The organism is Streptomyces sp. NPDC003248 (genome assembly GCF_055563235.1).
This window is the reverse complement of record NZ_JBVHDT010000018.1, coordinates 45,474-66,738: the sequence shown is the minus strand read 5'-3', so window position 1 is coordinate 66,738 and position 21,265 is coordinate 45,474. Positions and strand designations below refer to the sequence as shown.

Here is a 21,265-nt window from a genome sequence, read left to right as displayed (position 1 = left end):
GCGGAGAGTCATGACCGGGAGGGTGGGTTCCGGTCCCGGAGCATGAGGGCTGCTCGCTTGGTGGGCAGGTCGATCTCGGCGGAGAGCCGGAAGCCGGCGTTGAGGAAGGCGGATACGGAGGCGATGTTGCGAAGGTCGGGTTCAGCGATGACGCGTGCGCAGGCGGGTCTGCCGCCGAAGACGAGGTCGGCCACGGCTGCGATCAGAACGCCGCCCAGTCCGCGCCCGCGGTCGGCGTTACCGCCGATGAGGAGGTGGATGCCAGTGTCGTGAGGCAGGGCCGGATAGTGACGGGCCAGCGGATCGAGATCTGCCCGGTAGATCTCCCAGTAGCTCATCGGTGAGCCCTCCAGCAGGCCGATGCAGGGGACGCTGTGGCCGTCGCCGTCCAGTTGGCGCCGCAGGTGTTCCTCAGTCACGGACGCCGGGCCGGCCAGTTCCCAGAACGCGGCGACGGCGGGGTCGTTCATCCAGCCGACGATGCGGAGCAGGTCCCTCTTGATCCGCACCGACGCCAGGCTGAAGGCGCCGACCGCAGTGGTGACCGGCCTCGCGTCGTCGAGGCGGTCCAGCAGGTCGTCGGCGGGCGGACGCGCGGTCCTCACGTCCTCGACGGTTGTAGGGGCCATGGTGAGGCTCCTCTCTGAAGGCAGGAGGGGGCTGGGCCGGGTGGAAGGAGGAAGGAAGGAAGGGGACCGGCTCCCCGGGGCGGTGGCAGTAGTGGCCAGGCGGATGAACGTGTCAGGAGTGCAGGGGGTTGGCGATGGAGACGTACACGGACTGGGTGTCGACCGGGCCGACGAGTTCGTCGAGACCGTGCAGTCGGGTCAGCAGATTGGCCTTGCAGCGCAGGACGGGTGAGTCGAGCAGACGGGTGGGGAGTGGGCTGCGCGTCCGGCCCCGGCCGTGGGCGGCGTCGGTGAGGAACCGGCGGAAGGCGGCGAGCAGCACGTGCTCGTCGGCGAGTCTCTGGGAGCCGAAGGCGCCGATGAGTCCGAAGACGTTGTTGATCCCGAGGTAGTAGGCGAAGCGCTCGTCGGTGATCTCGTCGCAGACGAAGGTGTCGCTGCGTTCGCCGATCCCCGGCAGTCGGGCGTCGAGTTCCGCACGACGGGACGCGCGGAAGTAGTAGCCCTGGTTGTCGCGGTAGCGGCCTCCGCCGGGCCAGCCGTGCGGATCCAGCAGAAGAAGGGTGTTCTGCTGGTGTGCTTCGAGGGCGACGCCCGCCTCGCCGTCGAGCCACAGCACCGGACGGACGACCTGCTCCAGGTAGCGCAGGAACCACTCGGTGGCCACGGCCCCCAGCGGGCGGCCCGTCTTCCGGGCGAGACGCGTGACGAGTGTGGCGAGACGGGACGGCAGACGGGGAGCCGGGTCCTGGACCGGCCGGTCCGCCTCGGCACAGGGGTACTCCGGTCCGGCGTTCCGCTGGACGTGCGGGCTGGGCGCGGCAAGGGCCGCGACACAGGTGACGTCGTCGAACGGTGTGAACGGGTTGTGCCGGATGACGACGTCGAGTCCGGTCACCGGAAGGCCGTCGGGTCCGTCGACCGCGAGCCATGCCGGGTCGCGGACGATGTCGAAGCGTGAATGGGCCGCCTGCCAGTGCCTGGACAGGCCGGTGCGCAGCAGGCGGTGCACTTCGACACCACGGTGGAGTTCCTTGCGGAGGTTCTCACGGCGGGAGTTGGTGATACGCAGCCCCAGCGACAGCTTGAGCATCGCCGGGGCGCCGGAACGGTAGACGGTTCGGACGGAGGAGGTGGGATGCCAGGGGAGGCCGTGGACACCGAGGTCCCGGAGGAGTCCGGCGTCGAGCAGGGCCGCGACCTCGGGACGGTGGCGGACTGCGCGCATCTGCCACGGATGCAGCGGCAGGGCGGCATGACGGTCGGGCAGCGGCAGCCCGGCACCGGCGAGCAGGCACGTCAGCCGGTCCGCGGGCACACGGCGACCGCGCTCGGTCCAGGCGGAGTCGGAAGCGATCAGGGACGGGGCGACGGCCAGCCAGTGCACCGGGAAAGAGCCGCCCGCCTCGGGTGAGTACAACGCCGCTTCGGCGTCGGAGAGGCCTTCGCGGCTCTTCGGGGTCGGGTGGAGGGGATGCCCGAGCGTCAGCGCCTGTTCGGCGGAGAGGAACAGGTCGGGCCGGTCGGCCGGGCGTTCCCGGTGGGCGCTGATGAACGTCGCGGTGCGGCGGACGGAGTCGGCGACGCGGGCGACCAGGTCGGCGCTGTCGAGGGCGTCCTGCTCGGTCGGTGAAGAACGGGGTGCCGGGATCCCGGAGGTGGGTGCGGCCTGACGCGAGCCGGGGTGCGGCCCCCGGCCGGCGGCTCGCTCGGCAGGATCTGCGGCTGCGGTGCGGGAGGCGAGCGCTTCGTGGGCCAGTAGGGCCGCGACCGTGACCGGGTCCACGGGTGGGCTGTGCTCAGGGGCGGCCACCAGGCGCGGGAGGCCGAAGCGGTGCCATCCGGTCGGGGACCAGTAGTGGACGGGGGTGATCAGCTCGGTGCCGGTGGCGGGCAGCGGAACACGCAGGAGGCTGTCGTCGGGGGCGGTCAGGCCACTCTCGCGGACCCAGCAGCGCAGCAGGTTCTCCACGGAGGCCGCCTGGGCCGCCGTCGACGGATCGGGGTCGTGCAGGAGATCGGTCGCACCCGAAGGACCGGCGTCGACGGAACCCTGCGGTTCGGCGTGCTCGGTGCGGTGTCCGTGGTCGGCGCGGTCGGTGTCCTCCGGTCGGCGGGGGACGGGGAGAGCGGGGGCGGAGAACGATGACGGAACGAAGGGGGTCGACGCGGATGCGGGGGACGGGGCAGGTGTCCGGGGCGCGGAACCGGCGGACTGGGGGGACGTGGTCAAGGTCGTTCCTCGTCGGATGGGAGCGGCTCGGTCGGCGACGAAGCGAGGTGCGAGGGTGCGTGTGTTCGTCGGAAGACGCCAGGATGCGCGTCGAGGCCGAGAGGCGGGTTCTCGGCGGAAAGGCCCGGAAGTGGCCGGCCCGAGGTGACGGGGGTGGCCGCGGGCGGTCGGTGGGGCTGCTCCGTCACGGGTCGCGGGAGCGTCGCGGTACACGGGCCGCCGGTGGGCTCGGCCTGCGTGGCAGGTCTGTGCGGGTGGGGGCCGGGTCAGCTGTCGCCTTCGGCGCCGGCGGTCCCGGGCGGCGGGGGTGGACCGGTCGGCTGTCGCGGTGGGCCGGGCCGGTGGTGGCGGGTGTGGCCCGAGCGGCCGATGTGGCCAGGTCGCCCGGCGTGACCGGGGTGACCGGCCTGGCACGGTCGGTCGGCGTGCGTGCGGGCCACCGCCTCCATCGCGTCCGCCAGCCGGTCGAGTACGGCGGCCGCCTGCTCGTCGGTGATCGTCAGGGGCGGCAGCAGGCGGACGACGCTTCCGTGGCGCCCGCCGATTTCGACGATCAGGCCGCGGCGCAGACACTCGCGCTGGACGGCCACGGCCAGGCCGGGAGCGGCAGGGTGAGGGCCACGGGCGGCCTCCTCCGCGGTACTCGTCGCACCGGCCGGCGGGTGCGGTGTGGAGGGGACGACTCCGGTCGGGCCGCCCGCCCGGTCGCACGTGCCCTCGGGGTCCACCATCTCGATCCCGATCATCAGCCCTCGTCCTCGCACGTCGCCCATGTACGGGACGCCCTGGGCGAGTTGCCGGAGCTGGGAGAGCATGCGGACGCCCAGGCGGGCGGCGCGGTCGGCGAGGCCGTTGGCACGGACGTAGGCGAGGGTCGCCGTTCCGGCGGCCATGGCGAGCTGGTTGCCGCGGAACGTGCCCGCGTGGGCGCCGGGTTCCCAGACGTCGAGGCTGTCGCGGTAGACGATGACGGCGAGGGGAAGGCTGCCGCCGATCGCCTTGGAGAGGACCATGACATCGGGGGTGACCCCGCTGTGCTCCACCGCCCAGAAGGCGCCGGTCCGGCCCACGCCCGTCTGGACCTCGTCGGCGATCAGCGGGATGGACCGTTCGGCCGTGAGCTGCCGCATGCGCCGCATCCAGGCGTCCGGTGCTGGAATCACCCCGCCCTCGCCCTGGACGGGTTCGAGGATCATCCCGGCGGGCGTTCGCACTCCGGACTTGGGGTCGTCGAGCACGGACTCCGTCCAGCGGGCGGCGAGTTCGGCGCCCCGCTCGCCGCCGACACCGAACGGGCAGCGGTAGTCCTGCGGATAGGGCAGGCGTGTCACCCGTACGTCGACGGCGCCACCGGATGCTTCGAGGGAGCCGGCGGTCATGCCGTGGTAGGCGCCGGTGAACGCCAGGACGCCCGTCCGGCCGGTGGCGGCCCGCACCAGCTTCAGCGCGGCCTCCACGGCGTCCGTGCCGGCCGGTCCGCAGAACTGCACGCGGGCGCGGTCGGCGAGCCCGGACGGCAGACTGCGGAACAGTTCCGTGGTGAAGGCGTCCTTGACGGGGGTGGCCAGGTCCAGGATGTGCAGGGGTGCGCCGGAGTCCAGGACCTTGCGGATGGCCTCCAGCACGACGGGGTGGTTGTGGCCGAGCGCCAGGGCGCCGGCGCCCGACAGGCAGTCGAGGTAACGGCGGCCGTCAGCGCCCTCAATGGTCAGCCCGCGCGCCCGCACGGGCACGATCGGCAGGGCGCGCGCGTAGGTGCGCGCCGCCGACTCTCGCAGGGACTGCCGCCGCAGGATCCCCTCATGGGCCGGGCGCCCCCCTGCCGACGCCCTCTCAACGGGGACGCCCTCACCGACGGCACTCCGTGCTTCGGGCACCGCGGTGGACTTCCCCGCGGCAGAAGTCCCGTCGGCGGAAGTCGCAGTCGTGGGCCTTCCCACGCCGGCTCCCCCGGCCGGGGCTGTCCTCAGGGCGACGTCTCCGTCGTCGCCGGAGCACCTCGAAGGCACCTCCCCCGGTACAGGCTCGGTCACGGCCACGGCTCCTGTTCCTCCCGCTGTGCAGAGGCGAGTCGGTGCGTGGCGGAACCCCGGGGGCCGGCGTAGGGGTCGTCGGCCTCGGTTGACGGAGTTCCCCACCCCCTCGGTGAGGTTCCGCACGCGGGGCAGCACACAGGCGGCAGGCCCCATGGCTACCAACCCCGGCAGGTCCAGCGGGTTACGGGTTGCGTCGGGACTCGTGCGGTGACGCGTCGAGGCGGTGAGGGCGCGACCCGGCATGCCGCCTTTCCCTCCCCATTGCTCGGCCATGGTCAGGGCCACCTGTTGCCTGCTCACCCATCACCTCCCCTTCGTCCTCACCTCGCCCCCCTTCCAGATGTTGTGCATTTTATTGACTGCGACACAATAATCGCCCTACATTCCCGGGACGCTCGCATCGGCCAGTAGCCACACCCACCCCCACACCCCACGCCTCACCCCCACGACAGGAGTCGCCTCATGCGTGTCCGTCCTGCCCTCACCCTCGCCGCCGCGGCCGCCTTCCTGATCACGTCGCTGCTGTCAGCCCCGGCCGCACAGGCGGAACCCGCGGTCGCCCGCCTCACCGGCACCCTGGACGACGGCGCCACCTGGATCGCCGACGTACCCGCCGACTGGAACGGCACCCTCGTCCTGTACAGCCACGGCTTCGGCTCGCTCGTCGCGCAGAACGCGCCCTCCGAAGCCGTGCGTGCGGAACTGCTCTCCGAGGGCTACGCGCTGGCCGGCTCCTCCTACGACCCCAACGGCTCGAAGTGGGCGCTGGCCAGTGCGGAACGCGATCAGTTCGCCACGCTGGACGCGGTCAAGGCGAAGATCGGGGAGCCCGAGCGCACCCTCACCGTCGGGCAGTCCATGGGAGGACTGGTCAACGCTCAGCTCGCACGGGACGGAGCCGGCCGGATCGACGGCGCGCTGGGGCTCTGCGGGCTGGTGGCCGGCGGCACCGACCTGGACAACTACCAGCTCGACGCCGAGTACACGCTCGCCCGGTTGCTGTTGCCCGGCGAGCAGGTCGAGCTGGTGGGCTTCGGCTCGGCCGCAGAGGCGGCCGACACCGCCCGTGTGCTCACCGACGCCGTCACAGCGGCGCAGGTCACACCGCAGGGGCGGGCCCGCATCGCGCTGGCCGCGGCCTTCCTCAACCTCCCGGCATGGGCCCCGGACCGGGACCGGCCCGCGGCGGACGACTGGGCGGGCCAGGAGGAACAGCAGTACGCGTGGTTCGCGAGCGGTGTCCTGTCGTTCATCGAAGGAGGGCGGTACGCGGTCGAACAGTCGGTCGGAGGCAACAACTCCTGGAACCGGGGCGTCGACTACGCGGGCCTGCTGGCCGGCTCCGTGCACGCGCCGCAGGTGCGTGCCCTGTACCGGAGCGCCGGGCTGGATCTGGGCGCCGATCTGGAGGCGCTGACGGGCGGTGCGGAGATCATCGCCGATCCGGCCGCGGTGCGCACCGCCGAGCGCACCTCGTCGGCGGGTCAGGGGCTGGCCGTACCGCTGCTGAACGTTCACACCACGGCCGACGCGCTCGTGCCGGTGGAGCAGGAGCGACGGTTCGGCGACCGGGTGCGCGCGGCGGGTGACGGCGCCTTGTTGCGCCAGGCGTACGTCGAGCGGCAGGGCCACTGCACCTTCACCGCCGCGGAGACGGTGGCCGCCCTGCACGCCCTGGAGCACCGCGTCACCACCGGGCACTGGGGCAGCGCCGCGACCCCGGCGGCGCTCCAGCGGTCGGCCACCGCGCTCGATCTGGGCGAGGCGGCCTACGTCGTGTACCGGCCCGCGCCCCTGACGGTCGGCCGTGACCGTCAGGGCGGTGGTCGCTGACGGTGTCTCGGCGGTGGGGGCGCGCCGGATCGCGTCCCCACCCTCGCCCCACTGTCGTCGGCAGCACCGGGAACCGTCCCTCCCCACAGGGACGATGAGCAGGTCAGGCGGCTTGTAGCCGAACCGTTGCCGTTCCGGCGGAAGTCCCCCGCGGCGAGCGCATATCGTGTGAGGCCGTTCCACGAGGCCGTGAGGCTCATATGAACCAGGCGTGAGATCACCATGAGTTCCGCGCCGGGAACGGCCACCGCTCCAAGTTCGTTCACAGCAGGGGGAGTCAGACCATGCGATCCATACGGCCGTCGTCGACCGTTCGTCGGGGGAGGGACGCCCGCCGCGGAACTTCCCCCTTGCTGGGCGCTGTTGCTCTCGCCTCGGTGCTCGTGCTCACCGCGACCGCGTGCGACGCGGGCGGCGCCGAGGCGGGAGGCGAGGCCACCGCGTCCGCCTCGGCGGGTGGCGACGGCAAGATCACGATCCCGGACGACATCAAGGACCGGCTCAAGGAGCACGGGATCGACCTCGACAAGTGGAAGAACGGCGCCTGGAAGGACTGGGACCGGGACGACTGGCTGCGCGAGGCACAGGACTACATCAACCCGATCATCGAGGGTCTGTGGGACGAGGACCGGATGCGTGAGGCCGAGGATCCGGAGCGGGCGGTCGACGACAGCGACCTCGCGGACGACCAGGGCGTGACCGATCCGACGCCCGCGGTGGTGGAGGCGACGGCCGTGTCGCCCGCCTACCACGCCAACGCCGCCGAGGCGGGCAAGGTGTTCTTCGACTCCCCCGAGGGCACGATGGTCTGCTCGGCGACGGTCGTCCAGGACCCGGCACACCCCGGCAAGTCCAACCTGGTGTGGACGGCGGGCCACTGCGTGCACGCGGGCAAGGAGGGCGGCTGGTACCGCAACATCGCGTTCGTGCCGTCGTACAACGACTCGGGCATGACGGACGCGGAGTTGCAGACGGCCACCAAGGAGCAGGTGGCGCCGTACGGCGTCTGGTGGGGTGACTGGGCGCAGACCTCGGACCAGTGGATCGCGCAGGGCGGGCAGACCGGTGGTGACGGTGCCTCGTACGACTTCGCGGTGATCCATGTGACACCCGAGGCGGGTGGTTCGGGCAAGTCGCTGGAGGAGACGGTCGGTTCGGCCCTGCCGGTGGACTTCGCGGCGCCGGCCGTGGCGAAGGTGGGCACTGTGACCGCCACGGGTTACCCGGCGGCGGCGCCGTACGACGGGCAGAAGCTGTACCAGTGCCAGGATGCGCCGGGGCGGCTGTCGCTGAACGCCACGGACCCGACGATGTACCGCATCGGCTGCACGATGACCGGCGGTGCGTCCGGCGGCGGCTGGGTGGCGACCGGCTCGGACGGCGAGCCGGCGCTGGTCTCCAACACCTCGATCGGCCCGGTGAAGGCGGGCTGGCTCGCGGGGCCGCGGCTGGGTGAGGTGGCCGAGAGCGTGTACGACTCGGTGAGCGGCAAGTTCGCCGGGCAGTGATGCGCGCGGCGGGCGCCGGGGACTGCCCGGCATCTGCCGCCGTCGCCCGGCGCGGAGCGGGCTGAGGACGGTCGCGTGCGTCGACCGGCTCGGCGACGGCCAGGGGGCGGTCACGACGACCGCCCTCCCCGGGCGGAGCAGAACCCGTGCACGCCGACGGCCCGCCACCTGCACCGAGCAAGGGACGGGCCGTCGTGGTGGAGGCTGTCAGGCGAGCGACGCCGGGACGTACGGCGCGAGGTCCGCGGCGAGTTCCTCGTGCACCCGCGCCTTCAGCAGGGTGCCCTCCGCCGTGTGCTCCGCGGAGATCACCTCGCCCTCGGTGTGGGCACGGGCGACCAGCTTGCCCAGCGTGTACGGCACGAGCGCCTCGATCTCGACCGACGGGCGCGGCAGCTCGTCGTCGATGAGCGCGAGCAGTTCGTCGATGCCCCGGCCGGTGCGGGCCGAGACCGCGATGGAACGCTTCTCGATCCGCAGGAGCCGCTGGAGCGTCAGCGGGTCGGCCGCGTCCGCCTTGTTGATCACGACGATCTCGGGTACGTCGGTGGCGCCGACGTCCCGGACCACCTCGCGCACGGCGGCCAGCTGCTCCTCCGGGTTCGGGTGCGAGCCGTCCACCACGTGGAGGATCAGGTCGGACTCGCCGACCTCCTCCATGGTGGAGCGGAACGCCTCGACCAGGTGGTGCGGCAGGTGCCGGACGAAGCCGACGGTGTCCGCCAGCGTGTACAGCCGGCCGCTCGGGGTCTCGGCCCGGCGCACGGTCGGGTCGAGGGTGGCGAACAGGGCGTTCTCGACCAGGACACCCGCGCCCGTGAGACGGTTGAGCAGCGAGGACTTGCCGGCGTTGGTGTAGCCCGCGATGGCCACGGACGGCACCTTGTGGCGCTTGCGCTCCTGACGCTTGATCTCGCGGCCGGTCTTCATCTCCGCGATCTCACGGCGCATCTTCGCCATCTTCTCGCGGATCCGGCGCCGGTCCGTCTCGATCTTGGTCTCACCGGGACCTCGGGTGGCGAGGCCGCCGCCCTTGCCGCCGCCCATCTGCCGGGACAGCGACTGACCCCAGCCTCGCAGCCTCGGCAGCATGTACTGCATCTGCGCGAGCGCGACCTGCGCCTTGCCCTCCCGGGACTTGGCGTGCTGGGCGAAGATGTCGAGGATCAGGGCCGTACGGTCGATGACCTTGACCTTGACGACGTCCTCGAGGTGGATCAGCTGACCCGGGCTGAGCTCACCGTCGCAGATGACAGTGTCGGCGCCCGTTTCGAGCACGATGTCCCGCAGTTCGTCGGCCTTGCCGGAGCCGATGTAGGTGGCCGCGTCGGGCTTGTCGCGGCGCTGGATCACGCCGTCGAGCACCAGCGCGCCCGCGGTCTCCGCGAGGGCGGCCAGCTCCGCGAGGGAGTTCTCCGAGTCCTGCACGGTCCCCGAGGTCCAGACGCCGACGAGTACGACCCGCTCCAGGCGGAGCTGCCGGTACTCGACCTCGGTGACGTCCTCGAGCTCGGTGGAGAGGCCCGCGACACGGCGCAGGGCCGCGCGCTCGGAGCGGTCGTACTGTTCGCCGTCCCGCTCTCCGTCGATCTCGTGGCTCCAGGCGACGTCCTCTTCCATCAGGGCATCGGCCCGAAGACCTTCGGGGTAGGCGTGCGCGAAGCGCTTGGTGTCCTGGGAAGGGGAAGAAGAGGAGGTCATTGGGTCCTTACGTCGTTGGGGATGCCGATTCGATGGTCTTCATGGTCAACGCACGAGTACCCCGGGAGATTCCCGTCGTCCCGTGCCGCGCCGACCTGACGATGGTCGCACGGTACGGCCCGTCTCGTCACCGTCTTATTCCGCGGCCTCCGCGGCGGGTGCGGGCGCCGCCGACGTCCACTCCGGGTGTCCGGGCATCGGCGGGGTCTTCGCTCCGTACAGCCAGCCGCGGAAGAAGGCCCCGAGGTCGCGTCCGGAGATCTTTTCGGCGAGGCGCCGGAAGTCGGCGGTGCCCGCCGTGGCGTCCCGGTGGTCGCGCACCCAGGCACGCTCCACCTGCTCGAACGCGCGCGTGCCGATCTTCTGGCGCAGGGCGTACAGCACGAGGGCGGCGCCGTCGTAGACGTTCGCGCGGAAGATGCCGATCTTCTGGCCGGGCACCGGCGGCTTGGGGGCGGCGGGCGGACCGCCGGCCGCCCGCCAGCGGTCGGAGGCGCCGTACGCCGCCTTCATACGGGCATCCAGGGTGCGGCCCGCCTTCTCCTCCGCGTGGAGGGCCTCGTACCAGGTGGCGTGTCCCTCGTTGAGCCACAGGTCGGACCAGGTGCGGGGGGTGACGCTGTCGCCGAACCACTGGTGGGCCAGCTCGTGCACCATGATCGACTCGACGTACCAGCGGGGGTAGGCGGGCTCGGCGAACAGGTCCTTCTCGAAGAGGGAGAGGGTCTGCGTCTCGAGCTCGAATCCGGTGGCGGCGTCGGCCATGAGCAGGCCGTACGTCTCGAAGGGGTAGCGGCCGACCTTGTTCTCCATCCAGGTGATCTGGTCGGGGGTCTTCTTCAGCCACGGTTCGAGGCGCTCGCGGTCCCCGGTGGGCACGACGTCCCGGACGGGCAGTCCGTGCGGGCCCTTGCGGTGCAGGACGGTGGAGCGGCCGATGGACACCTGGGCGAGCTCGGTGGCCATGGGGTGGTGCGTGCGGTACGTCCAGGTGGTCGTGCGGCCGGACCTGTGGACGCCGGCCGGCAGACCGTTGGCGACGGCCGTGTAGCCGGCGGGCGCGGTGACCCGGATCGTGAACCTCGCCTTGTCGGAGGGGTGGTCGTTGCAGGGGAACACCAGGTGGGCGGCGTCCGCCTGGTTGGCCATGGCCAGGCCGTCCGCGGTCCGCACCCAGCCGCCGTCCCGTCCGGCGACGCTCACCGGGTCGCTGGTGTGCCGCACGGTGACGTGCATCCGGTCGCCCGCGCGCAGCGGCTCCTCCGGTGTGATCACCAGGTCCTCGCCGGCTCCGGCGAAGGCGGCGGGCTCTCCGTCGACCTCGACGGACTCGACCGTGCCGTGGGCGAAGTCGAGGTTGATCCGGTCCAGGGCGGTGGTGGTCCGGCCGTCGATGGTGGTGACCGCCCGGAGCGGCCGGCTGTTGTCACCGGAGTACGTGAAGGACAGGTTGTAGGCGGTCACGTCGTACCCGGGGTTGCCCAGGTGCGGGAAGAGGCGGTCGCCGATGCCGAGCGGGGTCGCGGGTGCGCCCGCGGCGACGAGACAGACAGAGACGGCCGAGGCGAGGAGCGCGGAGGCGAGGCGACGCGAGGAGGCGGCCCGGGGGCGGGCAGGGCGGAGGGGGAAAGGGATGCCGGTGGTGTTGATGGTGCCGGTGGTGTCGGTAGGGCCGGTGGTGTCAGTAGGGCTGGTGGTGTCGGCAGGGCTGGTGGTGTCGGTGATGCCGGAGGTGAGGGGGGCGCTGGAGGTGCGGGGGGCGCGGGGGGTCAGGGGCATGCACCACCGCTACCAGCGCGCGCGTGCGGCTCCGCGACGGCGCGCGACCGGCCCACTCGAACGGACTGCCCGGGTGGGGGTGGTGGGTGAGGGGCGGACACCGCGCCGACGGCCGCGGCTGCCTCCCCGACCGGCCGCCTCGCCGGCCGGGCTGGGGCGCGCGGGGTCGGCGGCCGGGCGGGGCACGTCTCAGGGGGCCGGTGCGTGGTGCTGTGCCCGGGTCACGTCGTACACGCCGGGCACGTTCCGCATGGCGCGCATCAGAGCGGGCAGGTGGGCCGCGTCGGGGAGCTGGAGCGTGTAGGTGTGGCGTACGCGTTGCTGGCTCGGGGGTTCGACGGTCGCGGAGACGATCTCCGCGCCCTCCAGCGCCATCGCCTCGGTGAGGTCGGCGAGCAGATGGGGGCGGCCGAACGATTCAGCGACCAGGGTGACCCGGCACTCGGTGGTGTCTCCCCAGCGCACGTCGACCCGCGCGCGCCCCGCGTTCGTCATACGCGCCACTGCGGCGCACTCCACACGGTGCACGGTCACCGCTCCCCCGCGCACGGCGAAACCGGTCACCTCGTCGGAGGGCACGGGGGTACAGCAGCCGGCGAGCCGGACGCTCGCCCGGGGCCGATCCACGGCGGTGATCGCGTCGCCGGGCCGGGAGACCGGCCCCTCGGAGGCAGGTCGCGCGGAGACGCCCTCGACGGCTCCCCCCACGCCCGTCGCCCCGGCGGTCGTGCCTCCCCCGGCGGCGCCGCCGAACCCGCCGTCCCCGCCGAACCCGCCGTGCCTGCCATGCCCACCGTGCCCGCCGGGGTGACTGCCGTGCCCGCCGGGGTGGCTGCCATGCCCACCGGGACGGGGCCGTCCGCCGGGCCGGGGCCGTCCGCCGGATCCGCCGTCAGATCCGCCGCCGGATGCGCCGTCGGGCTCCTCCGCCGCGTCGTCGGGCGCGGGATGCGTGGCCAGCCACCGTTGGATGGCGATGCGGGCGGCCGGGGTGTGGGCGTGCTCCAGCCACTCCCTGGAGGGCTCGGAGGCCGGGTCCTGGCCCATGAGGAGCTGGACGGTGTCTCCGTCCCGCAGCACGGTGCTCAGGGTCGCGAGGCGGCCGTTGACGCGGGCGCCGATGCAGGCGTGGGCGTCCTCGCCGTACTGCGCGTACGCGGCGTCCACGCAGGTGGCGCCCTCGGGGAGGCCGAGGGTGCCGCCGTCGGGACGGAAGACGGTGATCTCGCGGTCCTGGGCGAGGTCCTCGCGCAGGGTCGACCAGAAGGTGTCCGGGTCGGGGGCGGCTTCCTGCCAGTCCAGGAGGCGGGAGAGCCAGCCGGGCCGGGTGGGGTCGACCCGTTCGCCGTCGCCCGAGAGGTTCTGTTCCTCCGCGGGGGCGGCGTAGGGGTTGCCGAGTGCGACGACACCGGCCTCGGCGGCCTTGTGCATCTGGTGGGTGCGGATGAGGACTTCGACGACCTGGCCGTCCGCGCGGGCGACGGCGGTGTGCAGCGACTGGTACAGGTTGAACTTGGGGACGGCGATGAAGTCCTTGAACTCCGAGACCACCGGCGTCATACAGGTGTGCAGTTCGCCGAGGACCGCGTAACAGTCGGCGTCCTCGTTGACGAGGACGAGCAGGCGGCCGAAGTCGCAGCCGCGCAGCCGGCCGCGTTTGCGGGAGACGCGGTGGACGGAGACGAAGTGCCGGGGCCGGATGAGCACGTCGGCCTGGATGTCGGCCTCGCGCAGCACGCCGCGCATCGCGTCGGCGAACTCGGCCAGCGGGTCGTCGGCGCGGGTGGCGTTCTCGGCGATCAGCTCACGCGTGTGCGCGTACTCCTCGGGGTGGAGGATCGCGAAGACGAGGTCCTCCAACTCGGTCTTGAGGGCCTGGACTCCGAGGCGTTCGGCGAGCGGGATGAGGACGTCGCGGGTGACCTTGGCGATGCGGGCCTGTTTCTCGGGGCGCATCACGCCGAGGGTGCGCATGTTGTGCAGCCGGTCGGCCAGTTTGATCGACATCACGCGGACGTCGTTGCCGGTGGCGACGAGCATCTTGCGGAAGGTCTCGGGCTCGGCGGCGGCGCCGTAGTCGACCTTCTCCAGCTTCGTCACGCCGTCGACGAGGTAGCGCACCTCCTCGCCGAACTCCTCGCGGACCTGCTCGAGCGTCACATCGGTGTCCTCGACGGTGTCGTGCAGCAGGGAGGCCGTCAACGTCGTGGTCTCGGCGCCCAGTTCGGCGAGGATGAGGGTCACGGCGAGGGGGTGCGTGATGTACGGCTCGCCGCTCTTGCGCATCTGGCCGCGGTGCGAGGACTCGGCGAGCACGTAGGCGCGGCGCAGCGGGTCCAGGTCGGCGTCGGGGTGGTGGGCCCGGTGCGCCTCGACGACATGGCCGATCGCGTCGGGCAGCCGGCCGCGCGAGGCGGGGCCGAGCAACGCGGCCCGGCCCAGCCGCCGCAGGTCGATCCGGGGGCGACTGCGCCTGCGGGAAGCGACAGGCACCACCGGGCCTGGGGTCGCGGGGTTCGTGGCCTCCGCACTCATGGGCACCTCCGGCTGCGTGGACCGGCGGACGGAGTGCCCCGGGGCGGACACGGCTCAGGGGCCTGGCAACGGTCTCCCGTCCGGGCCGGTGCTTGATGCTACCGAGCCCACCACGCCCGACCGACCGCCTCTCCCCGAGCGTGAAACGGATCACCCATTCGAGCGACCGTCAGGAGGTTTACGGTTTTGCGCCGCCTGACCTGCGGCAGGTCGCGAAGTCGAAGACACGACCCCGGTCCCGGCGGCACTCCTGTGCGCCACCGGGCCGTGTCGGCCTCCGATGCCAAGTCGGCGCACCCGTCAGCGGGCGGCGGTTTCCAGCCACTCCGGGTCGATCGCGCCTTCGGCGACGATGACCGCCGGGCCGGTCATCTCGATCTCCCCGTCGGGGCGCTCGGTGATGACGAGGCGGCCGCCGGGGACGTCCACCGTGTACGTGGCCGGTGTGCCGGTGGCGGCCGGGTCGGCGCCGTCCCGGCGCGCGGTCGCCACGGCGACGGCGCACGCGCCCGTGCCGCACGAGCGGGTCTCGCCGGATCCGCGCTCGTGCACGCGCAGCGCCACGTGCCGCGGGCCGCGGTCGACGACGAACTCGACGTTGACGCCGTCGGGGTAGGCGGAGGCGGGGCTGAAGGGCGGCGGGGCGAGCAGGTCGCCGGCGTGCGCGAGATCGTCGACGAAGGCGACGGCGTGCGGGTTGCCCATGTTCACGTTCCGGGCGGGCCAGGTGCGCTCGCCGACGGTCACCGTGACGTCCCCCTCGGGCAGGCGGGCCCGTCCCATGCCGACGGTGACGTCCCCGTCCTTGGCGAGGTGCACCGTCCGCACGCCCGCGCGCGTGGCGACCGTGAGGTCGCCCTCGGTGGCGAGTCCGGCGTGCTGGAGGTAGCGCGCGAAGACGCGGACGCCGTTGCCGCACATCTCGGCGACGGAGCCGTCGCCGTTGCGGTAGTCCATGAACCACTCCGCCTCGCCCGCCATGTCCTTCGCCTCGGGGTGGGCGGCGGACCGCACGACGTGCAGCAGCCCGTCGCCGCCGATGCCCGCGCGCCGGTCGCACAGGGCGGCGACGGCGGCCGGGGGGAGGTCGATGGCGTTCTCGGGGTCGGGAACGATCACGAAGTCGTTCTCCGTGCCGTGACCCTTGAGGAAGGCGATCCGCGTGCTCATCCCTCGATCGTACGGGGTGGCTCCGACACCGCGGCCCGCGTCGGAGCGGCACCCGGGGAACCCGGCCGTGCACACGGGAACCCGGCCGTGCACGCGGGGAACCCGGCCATGCACGCGGGAACCCGGCCGTGCACGCGGGAACCCGGCCGTGCACGCGCGCGTGCAGGCGTGCGGTCCGCGCGGTGCGGGGAACCGCGGCGCCCAGGCCCTGTCGGACCTAGCGGAGCCGGGCGACCCGCCACACGGCCAGGACCACGACCGCGGCCACGAGCAGGACGTACGCGAGGACGACCCGCCAGTCGGGGCGGCGGCCGGAGCCGCGCTGGGGCAGGCCGGGCCAGGTGTGTCCGACGCGGCGGGCGGCCATCATGCCCCAGCCTGCCGCACAGGAGCAGATCAGCAGCCCCAGCATGGCGATCACGGCACCGCTGTCGCCGAAGTCGAAGGCGAGGGGGAACGCGAACATCAGGGAGCCCGTGGCGGCCAGGCCCACGATGGGGGCGAGGTGCCATATCCGCAGCCGGCGCTGGGGCCGCAGCTCGACCTCGACCTCGGGGCCGCCGGCGAACATCTCCTCGGGTTCGGGCCCGTCGGCGGTCACGCCGTCCTGCGTGTCGTCGGCGTCCGGCCCGTCCGGGCTCAGACGTCCTTCCTCCGGCTCCGGTTCACCCCGTTCGGGGGTGAGGTGCTCGGTGCCTTGTGCGGTGTCGCGAGGGCCGGCCTCCATCGCCACGCGCCCTCCCAACTCGGACTCCACTTGGTCGATCGAAGCTCGATGATGGCACGGGGCCGGAGGCCCGGATGACGGCCTGAGCGTCCCGATGCCATGACGTGATCAGGCTGTAACCGGTCGTTCGACCAACGCCAACGCGAGCCGCGGAAGTTCCGCGAGGTCCGCCGCGGCCCCACTCAACCAGTGCACCCGCGGGTCGCGCCTGAACCATGAATCCTGACGGCGCGCGAAGCGCTTGGTGGCACGGACGGTCTCCGCGCGCGCCTCGTCCTGGGTGCACTCACCGGCGAGTGCGGCGAGGACCTGCTGGTAGCCCAGCGCGCGCGAGGCCGTACGCCCCTCGCGCAGGCCTTGCGCCTCCAGTGCGCGCACCTCGTCCACGAGACCCGCGTCCCACATCCGGTCCACGCGGCGGGTGATGCGGTCGTCGAGCTCGGGGCGCGCCACGTCGACGCCGATCTGAACGGTGTCGTAGACGGAGTCATGGCCCGGGAGGTTGGCGGTGAAGGGCTTGCCGGTGATTTCGATCACTTCGAGGGCGCGCACGATACGGCGGCCGTTGCTGGGCAGGATCGCCTGCGCCGCCTCGGGGTCGGCGGCGGCCAGCCGGGCGTGCAGGGCGCCGGAGCCGCGCAGGGTCAGCTCCTCCTCCAGACGGGCGCGGACCTCGGGGTCGGTACCGGGGAACTCCAGGTTGTCGACGGCGCCGCGGACGTACAGCCCGGAGCCGCCGACCAGGATCGGCCAGCGGCCCTCGGCGAGCAGTGCGTCGATCCGGGTGCGGGCCAGTCTCTGGTACTCGGCGACGGAGGCGGTGACCGTGACGTCCCAGATGTCCAGGAGGTGGTGCGGGATGCCGCCGCGTTCCTCTGGCGTCAGCTTGGCGGTGCCGATGTCCATCCCTCGGTAGAGCTGCATGGAGTCGGCGTTGACGACCTCGCCGCCGAGGTGCCGGGCCAGGAAGACGCCCAGATCGGACTTTCCGGCCGCGGTCGGTCCGACGACGGCGATGACGCGGGGGGCGAGGGGTGCGCTGCTCACGGCACCAGTTTCGCAAACCTCTCACCCGGCTCCCGAACGAGTTACGTGACGGGGCCGCCGCGGTGTCGTTGCCCGTTGCGAGATTCCCGTCGCCCGTTCACGGGGCGGCACATCCCGGCGGCGCAAACGGACGCACCGGGCAACGCGGGATTTCGCCCGCACGAGTACCGTATGGAGTGGATATGGGCGTTTTGGCGCGGCTTTTCCGGAGGTCGAAGACCACGGAGGAGACGGCTACGGAGGAGACGGCGGCGAAGGCGACGGTCACGGAGGAGGTGACCGCGCGGGAGGCGAAGATCACCGCCGGGACGTCGGACGGCACGCCGGCGGAGGACGCGGAAGCGGCGCCGACCACGGGGGACGCGCCGGGGCGGGACTCCACCGGGGCCGGTGACGCCGGGGAGACGGTGGCGTCGGCCGACGAGAGCCCGGCCGCCGACGGCGTCGAGATCCCCCGGCAGCAGTCCTCCGAGGAGGCCGTCGGCAGCGAGGCCGGCGAGGGCGCCCGCAGGTAACAGACCCGCCAGGGAAGGTGACCCATGGGTCTCTTGAACCATCTGAAGACCAAGCTCGCTCCGGCCAAGGGGAAGGTCTCCGGCCTCGCGCACCAGCACGGGGACAGGATCCAGCACGGGATCGACAAGGCCGCCAAGGCCGTCGACGACAGGACCAAGGGCAAGTACAGCGACAGGATCCACACGGGCACCGACAAGGCCAAGGGCGCCATGGACCGGCTCGCGCACCGGCACGAGCCGGGGGCGGGCGGCGACACGTCCACACCGCCGAAGACGCCCCCGCCGTCCTCCTGAGCAGCGGTCCACGGCGAAAACAGGTCCACGTCAAGAACAAGCAGTACAGCAACGCAGCAGCACAGCTGCACAGCAGCACAGCAGCACAGCAGCAACACGGCAATACAGCAGCAGTACAGCGAGATCGGCGGACAGACCGGCGGACGGCCGCGGAGCGACGACGCACGCGGCCGTCCGCCGTCCGCCGTCCGACCGTCCGTCCGTCCGTCCGTCCGGAAACGACCGACAGACACGACCATCCGGAAACGACCATCCGGAAACGACCGTCCGGAAACGACCGACAGGCACGCCGCCCAGTGGACGGCCACCCGGAAGCGGTCGTCCAGGGACGTCACGACCAGGCCGCGACCACGTAGCCGACGCCGTACGGCGCGTCCTCGTACAGCAGCGTGCCCGTGAGGCCCGCGCTCTCGGCCGCGCCCGCGAGCACCTGCCAGGGGGCCCGGCCCGCGGCCTTCAGCTCGCGCGCCAGTCCCGCGTCGAGCGCCATGAGCGCCGGGAGGTCCGCGGCGCCGAGGGCCCGCGCGGCCTCCGCGTCGAAGGGCGCCGCGCGTTCGTCGAGATAGCCCGGCGCCTTCAGCGTGCGGCACGCGCTGGCGTCGCCCAGCACCAGCAGCGCGGTCCGCCCCGGGTGGGCGCCGATCTCCCGGCCGGTCGCGGCGCACCGTTCGGGTGCGAGCTGCGGTGCGACGCCGAGTGCCTCGACGGGGCTCTTCGGCCACCCGTGCCGCGCCAGCAGCCAGGCGCCGACGGCGAGGGAGGGCGGCAGCTCGCGCTCGGCCACGCCCTCCCCGCTGCCGCGTCCCAGCCGTACGGCGAGATCCACGCCGTATCCCCGGAACGAGCCGCGGGTGCCCTCCGGGTAGGTGCCCCGCCCCGACTCGTCGGCGGGTCCGACGACCAGGAGCCGGTCCGGCCGTGCCGCGGCGAGCACGCCGAGGGCGTCGGAGCAGGCGGCGCGCGCGGCGTCCAGTTCGGGTGCGGCACCCGCGGCGACCTCGGGCACGAGCAGTGGCGGGCAGGGGCAGACTGCGGCGGCGACAAGCATGACCGGCAGCGTAGTCCCCGCCCGTCGTCACCCCGCGGTCAGCACGTCCGGACGTACGGACGTATGGACCTACGGACTTACGGACTTACGGACTTACGGACGTACGTCGGCCGGCCGGTCGCACGACGCGTCCGCCGTCGCGTCCGGCCACGCGTCCGCCGGCCCGAGCGGCCTCCGTGCCGTGCCGTCTCCGTGCTCCGGGCGGGCGGGGTCCGTCAGTCGCAGCCGCAGCCGGTGCCGGTGGCCACCGGGAGCGGGGCCGGGGCGCCGATCCGGGGCAGGCCGAGCATGACGCCCGCCGGCTTGGCCGCCTTCTCCGCGGTGCGCTTCTCCCAGGCGTCCCCCGCGCGGGTGCGGCGCACTCCGAGGACGGCGCCCTCGGCGAGGAGGTGGTGCGGGGCGGCGTAGGTGACCTCGACGGTGACCACGTCGCCGGGGCGCACCTCCTGCTCCGGCTTGGTGAAGTGGACCAGGCGGTTGTCGGGGGCCCGCCCGGAGAGGCGGTGGGTGGCGCCGTCCTTGCGGCCCTCGCCCTCGGCGACCATCAGCTCCAGGGTGCGGCCGACCTGCTTCTTGTTCTCCTCCCAGGAGATCTCCTCCTGGAGGGCGACGAGACGCTCGTAGCGCGCCTGGACGACCGCCTTGGGGATCTGGTTCTCCATGGTCGCGGCGGGGGTGCCGGGACGCTTGGAGTACTGGAAGGTGAACGCCTGCGAGAAGCGGGCCTCGCGCACGACGTGCAGGGTCTGCTCGAAGTCCTCCTCGGTCTCGCCGGGGAAGCCCACGATGATGTCGGTGGTGATCGCCGCGTGCGGGATGGCGGCACGGACCTTCTCGATGATCCCGAGGTAGCGCTCCTGGCGGTAGGAGCGGCGCATCGCCTTCAGGACGGTGTCCGAGCCGGACTGGAGCGGCATGTGGAGCTGCGGCATCACGTTGGGCGTCTCGGCCATCGCGGCGATCACGTCGTCGGTGAAGTCGCGCGGGTGCGGGGAGGTGAAGCGGACGCGCTCCAGGCCGTCGATGGTCCCGCAGGCGCGCAGCAGCTTGCTGAAGGCCTCGCGGTCGCCGATGTCGGAGCCGTAGGCGTTGACGTTCTGGCCGAGGAGGGTGATCTCGGAGACGCCCTCGGCGACCAGGGCATCGACCTCGGCGAGGATGTCGCCGGGGCGGCGGTCCTTCTCCTTGCCGCGCAGCGCCGGCACGATGCAGAAGGTGCAGGTGTTGTTGCAGCCGACGGAGATCGAGACCCAGGCGGCGTACGCGCTCTCGCGGCGGGTCGGCAGGGTCGAGGGGAACGCCTCCAGCGACTCGGCGATCTCGACCTGCGCCTCCTCCTGCACGCGCGCGCGTTCCAGCAGGACCGGCAGCTTGCCGATGTTGTGCGTGCCGAAGACGACGTCCACCCAGGGCGCCTTCTTCACGATGGTGTCGCGGTCCTTCTGCGCGAGGCAGCCGCCGACCGCGATCTGCATGCCCGGCCGGCCCGCCTTCTTCGGCGCCAGCCGGCCGAGGTTGCCGTACAGCCGGTTGTCGGCGTTCTCGCGGACGGCGCAGGTGTTGAAGACGACGACGTCCGCGTCGCCGTCCGAGCCCTCGGGGGCGCGGACGTAGCCGGCCTCCTCCAGCAGCCCGGACAACCGCTCGGAGTCGTGGACGTTCATCTGGCACCCGTAGGTGCGGATCTCGTAGCTCTTGGGTGCGGGAACGTCCACTGCCGGGCTCCGGTCGCTGCTGCTGGTCATGGCTCAAGGGTAGGCGTTCCGGGGAGCGGGCCCGCTGCCGAGCCGGGTACCCCTGCGGGGCCCCCTTCGGCGGCCGGCCGGGCGTTCAGCCGCTCAGGGCGTCGACGGCGTCCTGGACGGCCGGGTGGAGGGGGAACAGCTCGTCGAGTCCCGCGATGCGGAAGAGCCGGTCCAGGGCGGGGGTCAGCGCCGCGACCGAGAAGGCCGTGCCCGCCGCCTCGGCGCGGTGGAAGGCCCTGATGATCTCGGTCAGCCCGGTGGAGTCGCAGTAGTCCAGGCCCGACAGATCGGCGACGACGCCGGTGCCCGGGTCGCGCAGCGCCTCGTCCACGGCCCGGCGCAGGCCGGGGCCCGTGTAGTGGTCCAGATCACCGGTGACGCGCAGCACCACCGGCCCCGCGGAGCCGGGCCGCGGAACGATCTCCACAGCCAGCGGGCCCTCTTCCTCAGTCACCCTGTCTCCTG

16 protein-coding genes are annotated in these 21,265 nt (G+C 72.8%); 4 read left to right on the top strand and 12 right to left on the bottom strand.

Annotated features, from left to right (window positions below; translation table 11 throughout):
• Nucleotides 1-8 precede the first annotated feature (8 nt).
• The 3 genes from ACZ3KJ_RS30850 to ACZ3KJ_RS30840 form a co-directional block, all read right to left on the bottom strand.
• Complete coding sequence (locus tag ACZ3KJ_RS30850; protein WP_467531790.1) at nucleotides 9-629, bottom strand: GNAT family N-acetyltransferase; 621 nt, start codon at nucleotides 627-629, stop codon at nucleotides 9-11.
• A 112-nt stretch (nucleotides 630-741) separates the two neighbouring features.
• Nucleotides 742-2,862 (bottom strand): IucA/IucC family protein, encoded by a 2,121-nt coding sequence (locus ACZ3KJ_RS30845; RefSeq protein ID WP_467531788.1) that lies wholly within the window; start codon nucleotides 2,860-2,862, stop codon nucleotides 742-744.
• 266 nt (nucleotides 2,863-3,128) lie between these two features.
• Entirely contained in the window at nucleotides 3,129-4,739 is a 1,611-nt protein-coding gene (locus ACZ3KJ_RS30840) for a diaminobutyrate--2-oxoglutarate transaminase family protein (protein ID WP_467531786.1), read from the bottom strand.
• Nucleotides 4,740-5,360: 621 nt separating this feature from the next.
• Here ACZ3KJ_RS30840 and ACZ3KJ_RS30835 point away from each other — a divergent pair.
• Entirely contained in the window at nucleotides 5,361-6,731 is a 1,371-nt protein-coding gene (locus tag ACZ3KJ_RS30835; protein ID WP_467531785.1) for an alpha/beta hydrolase, read from the top strand.
• 284 nt (nucleotides 6,732-7,015) lie between these two features.
• The gene (locus ACZ3KJ_RS30830) at nucleotides 7,016-8,239 is read left to right on the top strand and encodes a trypsin-like serine peptidase (protein ID WP_467531784.1); all 1,224 of its coding nucleotides are present in this window, start codon (nucleotides 7,016-7,018) and stop codon (nucleotides 8,237-8,239) included.
• Between the two features lie 207 nt (nucleotides 8,240-8,446).
• Here the strand turns inward: ACZ3KJ_RS30830 and hflX are convergent, their stop codons facing one another.
• The 6 genes from hflX to miaA form a co-directional block, all read right to left on the bottom strand.
• Nucleotides 8,447-9,940 carry a GTPase HflX gene (hflX, locus tag ACZ3KJ_RS30825; protein WP_467531783.1) on the bottom strand — a complete coding sequence of 498 codons (1,494 nt, stop codon included), beginning with the start codon at nucleotides 9,938-9,940 and terminating at the stop codon, nucleotides 8,447-8,449.
• A 135-nt stretch (nucleotides 9,941-10,075) separates the two neighbouring features.
• Nucleotides 10,076-11,719, bottom strand: a complete 1,644-nt coding sequence (locus tag ACZ3KJ_RS30820; RefSeq protein ID WP_467531782.1) for a M1 family metallopeptidase — start codon at nucleotides 11,717-11,719, stop codon at nucleotides 10,076-10,078.
• A gap of 189 nt (nucleotides 11,720-11,908) precedes the next feature.
• Entirely contained in the window at nucleotides 11,909-14,254 is a 2,346-nt protein-coding gene (locus ACZ3KJ_RS30815) for a RelA/SpoT family protein (protein ID WP_467531780.1), read from the bottom strand.
• 300 nt (nucleotides 14,255-14,554) lie between these two features.
• The gene (gene dapF / locus ACZ3KJ_RS30810) at nucleotides 14,555-15,424 is read right to left on the bottom strand and encodes a diaminopimelate epimerase (protein WP_467531779.1); all 870 of its coding nucleotides are present in this window, start codon (nucleotides 15,422-15,424) and stop codon (nucleotides 14,555-14,557) included.
• Between the two features lie 217 nt (nucleotides 15,425-15,641).
• On the bottom strand, nucleotides 15,642-16,151 hold the full coding sequence (locus ACZ3KJ_RS30805) for a hypothetical protein (protein ID WP_467531909.1): 510 nt from the start codon (nucleotides 16,149-16,151) through the stop codon (nucleotides 15,642-15,644).
• Nucleotides 16,152-16,259: 108 nt separating this feature from the next.
• A complete protein-coding gene (gene miaA, locus ACZ3KJ_RS30800; protein ID WP_467531778.1) occupies nucleotides 16,260-17,198 on the bottom strand; it encodes a tRNA (adenosine(37)-N6)-dimethylallyltransferase MiaA in 939 nt (312 codons plus the stop codon).
• 182 nt (nucleotides 17,199-17,380) lie between these two features.
• On the opposite strand from miaA, the gene ACZ3KJ_RS30795 reads away from it, so the two are divergent.
• On the top strand, nucleotides 17,381-17,713 hold the full coding sequence (locus ACZ3KJ_RS30795; protein ID WP_467531777.1) for a hypothetical protein: 333 nt from the start codon (nucleotides 17,381-17,383) through the stop codon (nucleotides 17,711-17,713).
• Between the two features lie 24 nt (nucleotides 17,714-17,737).
• Complete coding sequence (locus tag ACZ3KJ_RS30790; RefSeq protein WP_467531775.1) at nucleotides 17,738-18,007, top strand: antitoxin; 270 nt, start codon at nucleotides 17,738-17,740, stop codon at nucleotides 18,005-18,007.
• Nucleotides 18,008-18,338: 331 nt separating this feature from the next.
• On the opposite strand, the gene ACZ3KJ_RS30785 is transcribed toward ACZ3KJ_RS30790, so the two are convergent.
• From ACZ3KJ_RS30785 to ACZ3KJ_RS30775, 3 genes are all read right to left on the bottom strand, one after another.
• Nucleotides 18,339-19,055 (bottom strand): class III extradiol dioxygenase subunit B-like domain-containing protein, encoded by a 717-nt coding sequence (locus tag ACZ3KJ_RS30785; RefSeq protein WP_467531774.1) that lies wholly within the window; start codon nucleotides 19,053-19,055, stop codon nucleotides 18,339-18,341.
• 215 nt (nucleotides 19,056-19,270) lie between these two features.
• A complete protein-coding gene (gene miaB, locus ACZ3KJ_RS30780) occupies nucleotides 19,271-20,800 on the bottom strand; it encodes a tRNA (N6-isopentenyl adenosine(37)-C2)-methylthiotransferase MiaB (protein ID WP_467531773.1) in 1,530 nt (509 codons plus the stop codon).
• 85 nt (nucleotides 20,801-20,885) lie between these two features.
• Nucleotides 20,886-21,254 (bottom strand): STAS domain-containing protein, encoded by a 369-nt coding sequence (locus tag ACZ3KJ_RS30775; RefSeq protein ID WP_467531772.1) that lies wholly within the window; start codon nucleotides 21,252-21,254, stop codon nucleotides 20,886-20,888.
• Between the last annotated feature and the right edge of the window lie 11 nt (nucleotides 21,255-21,265).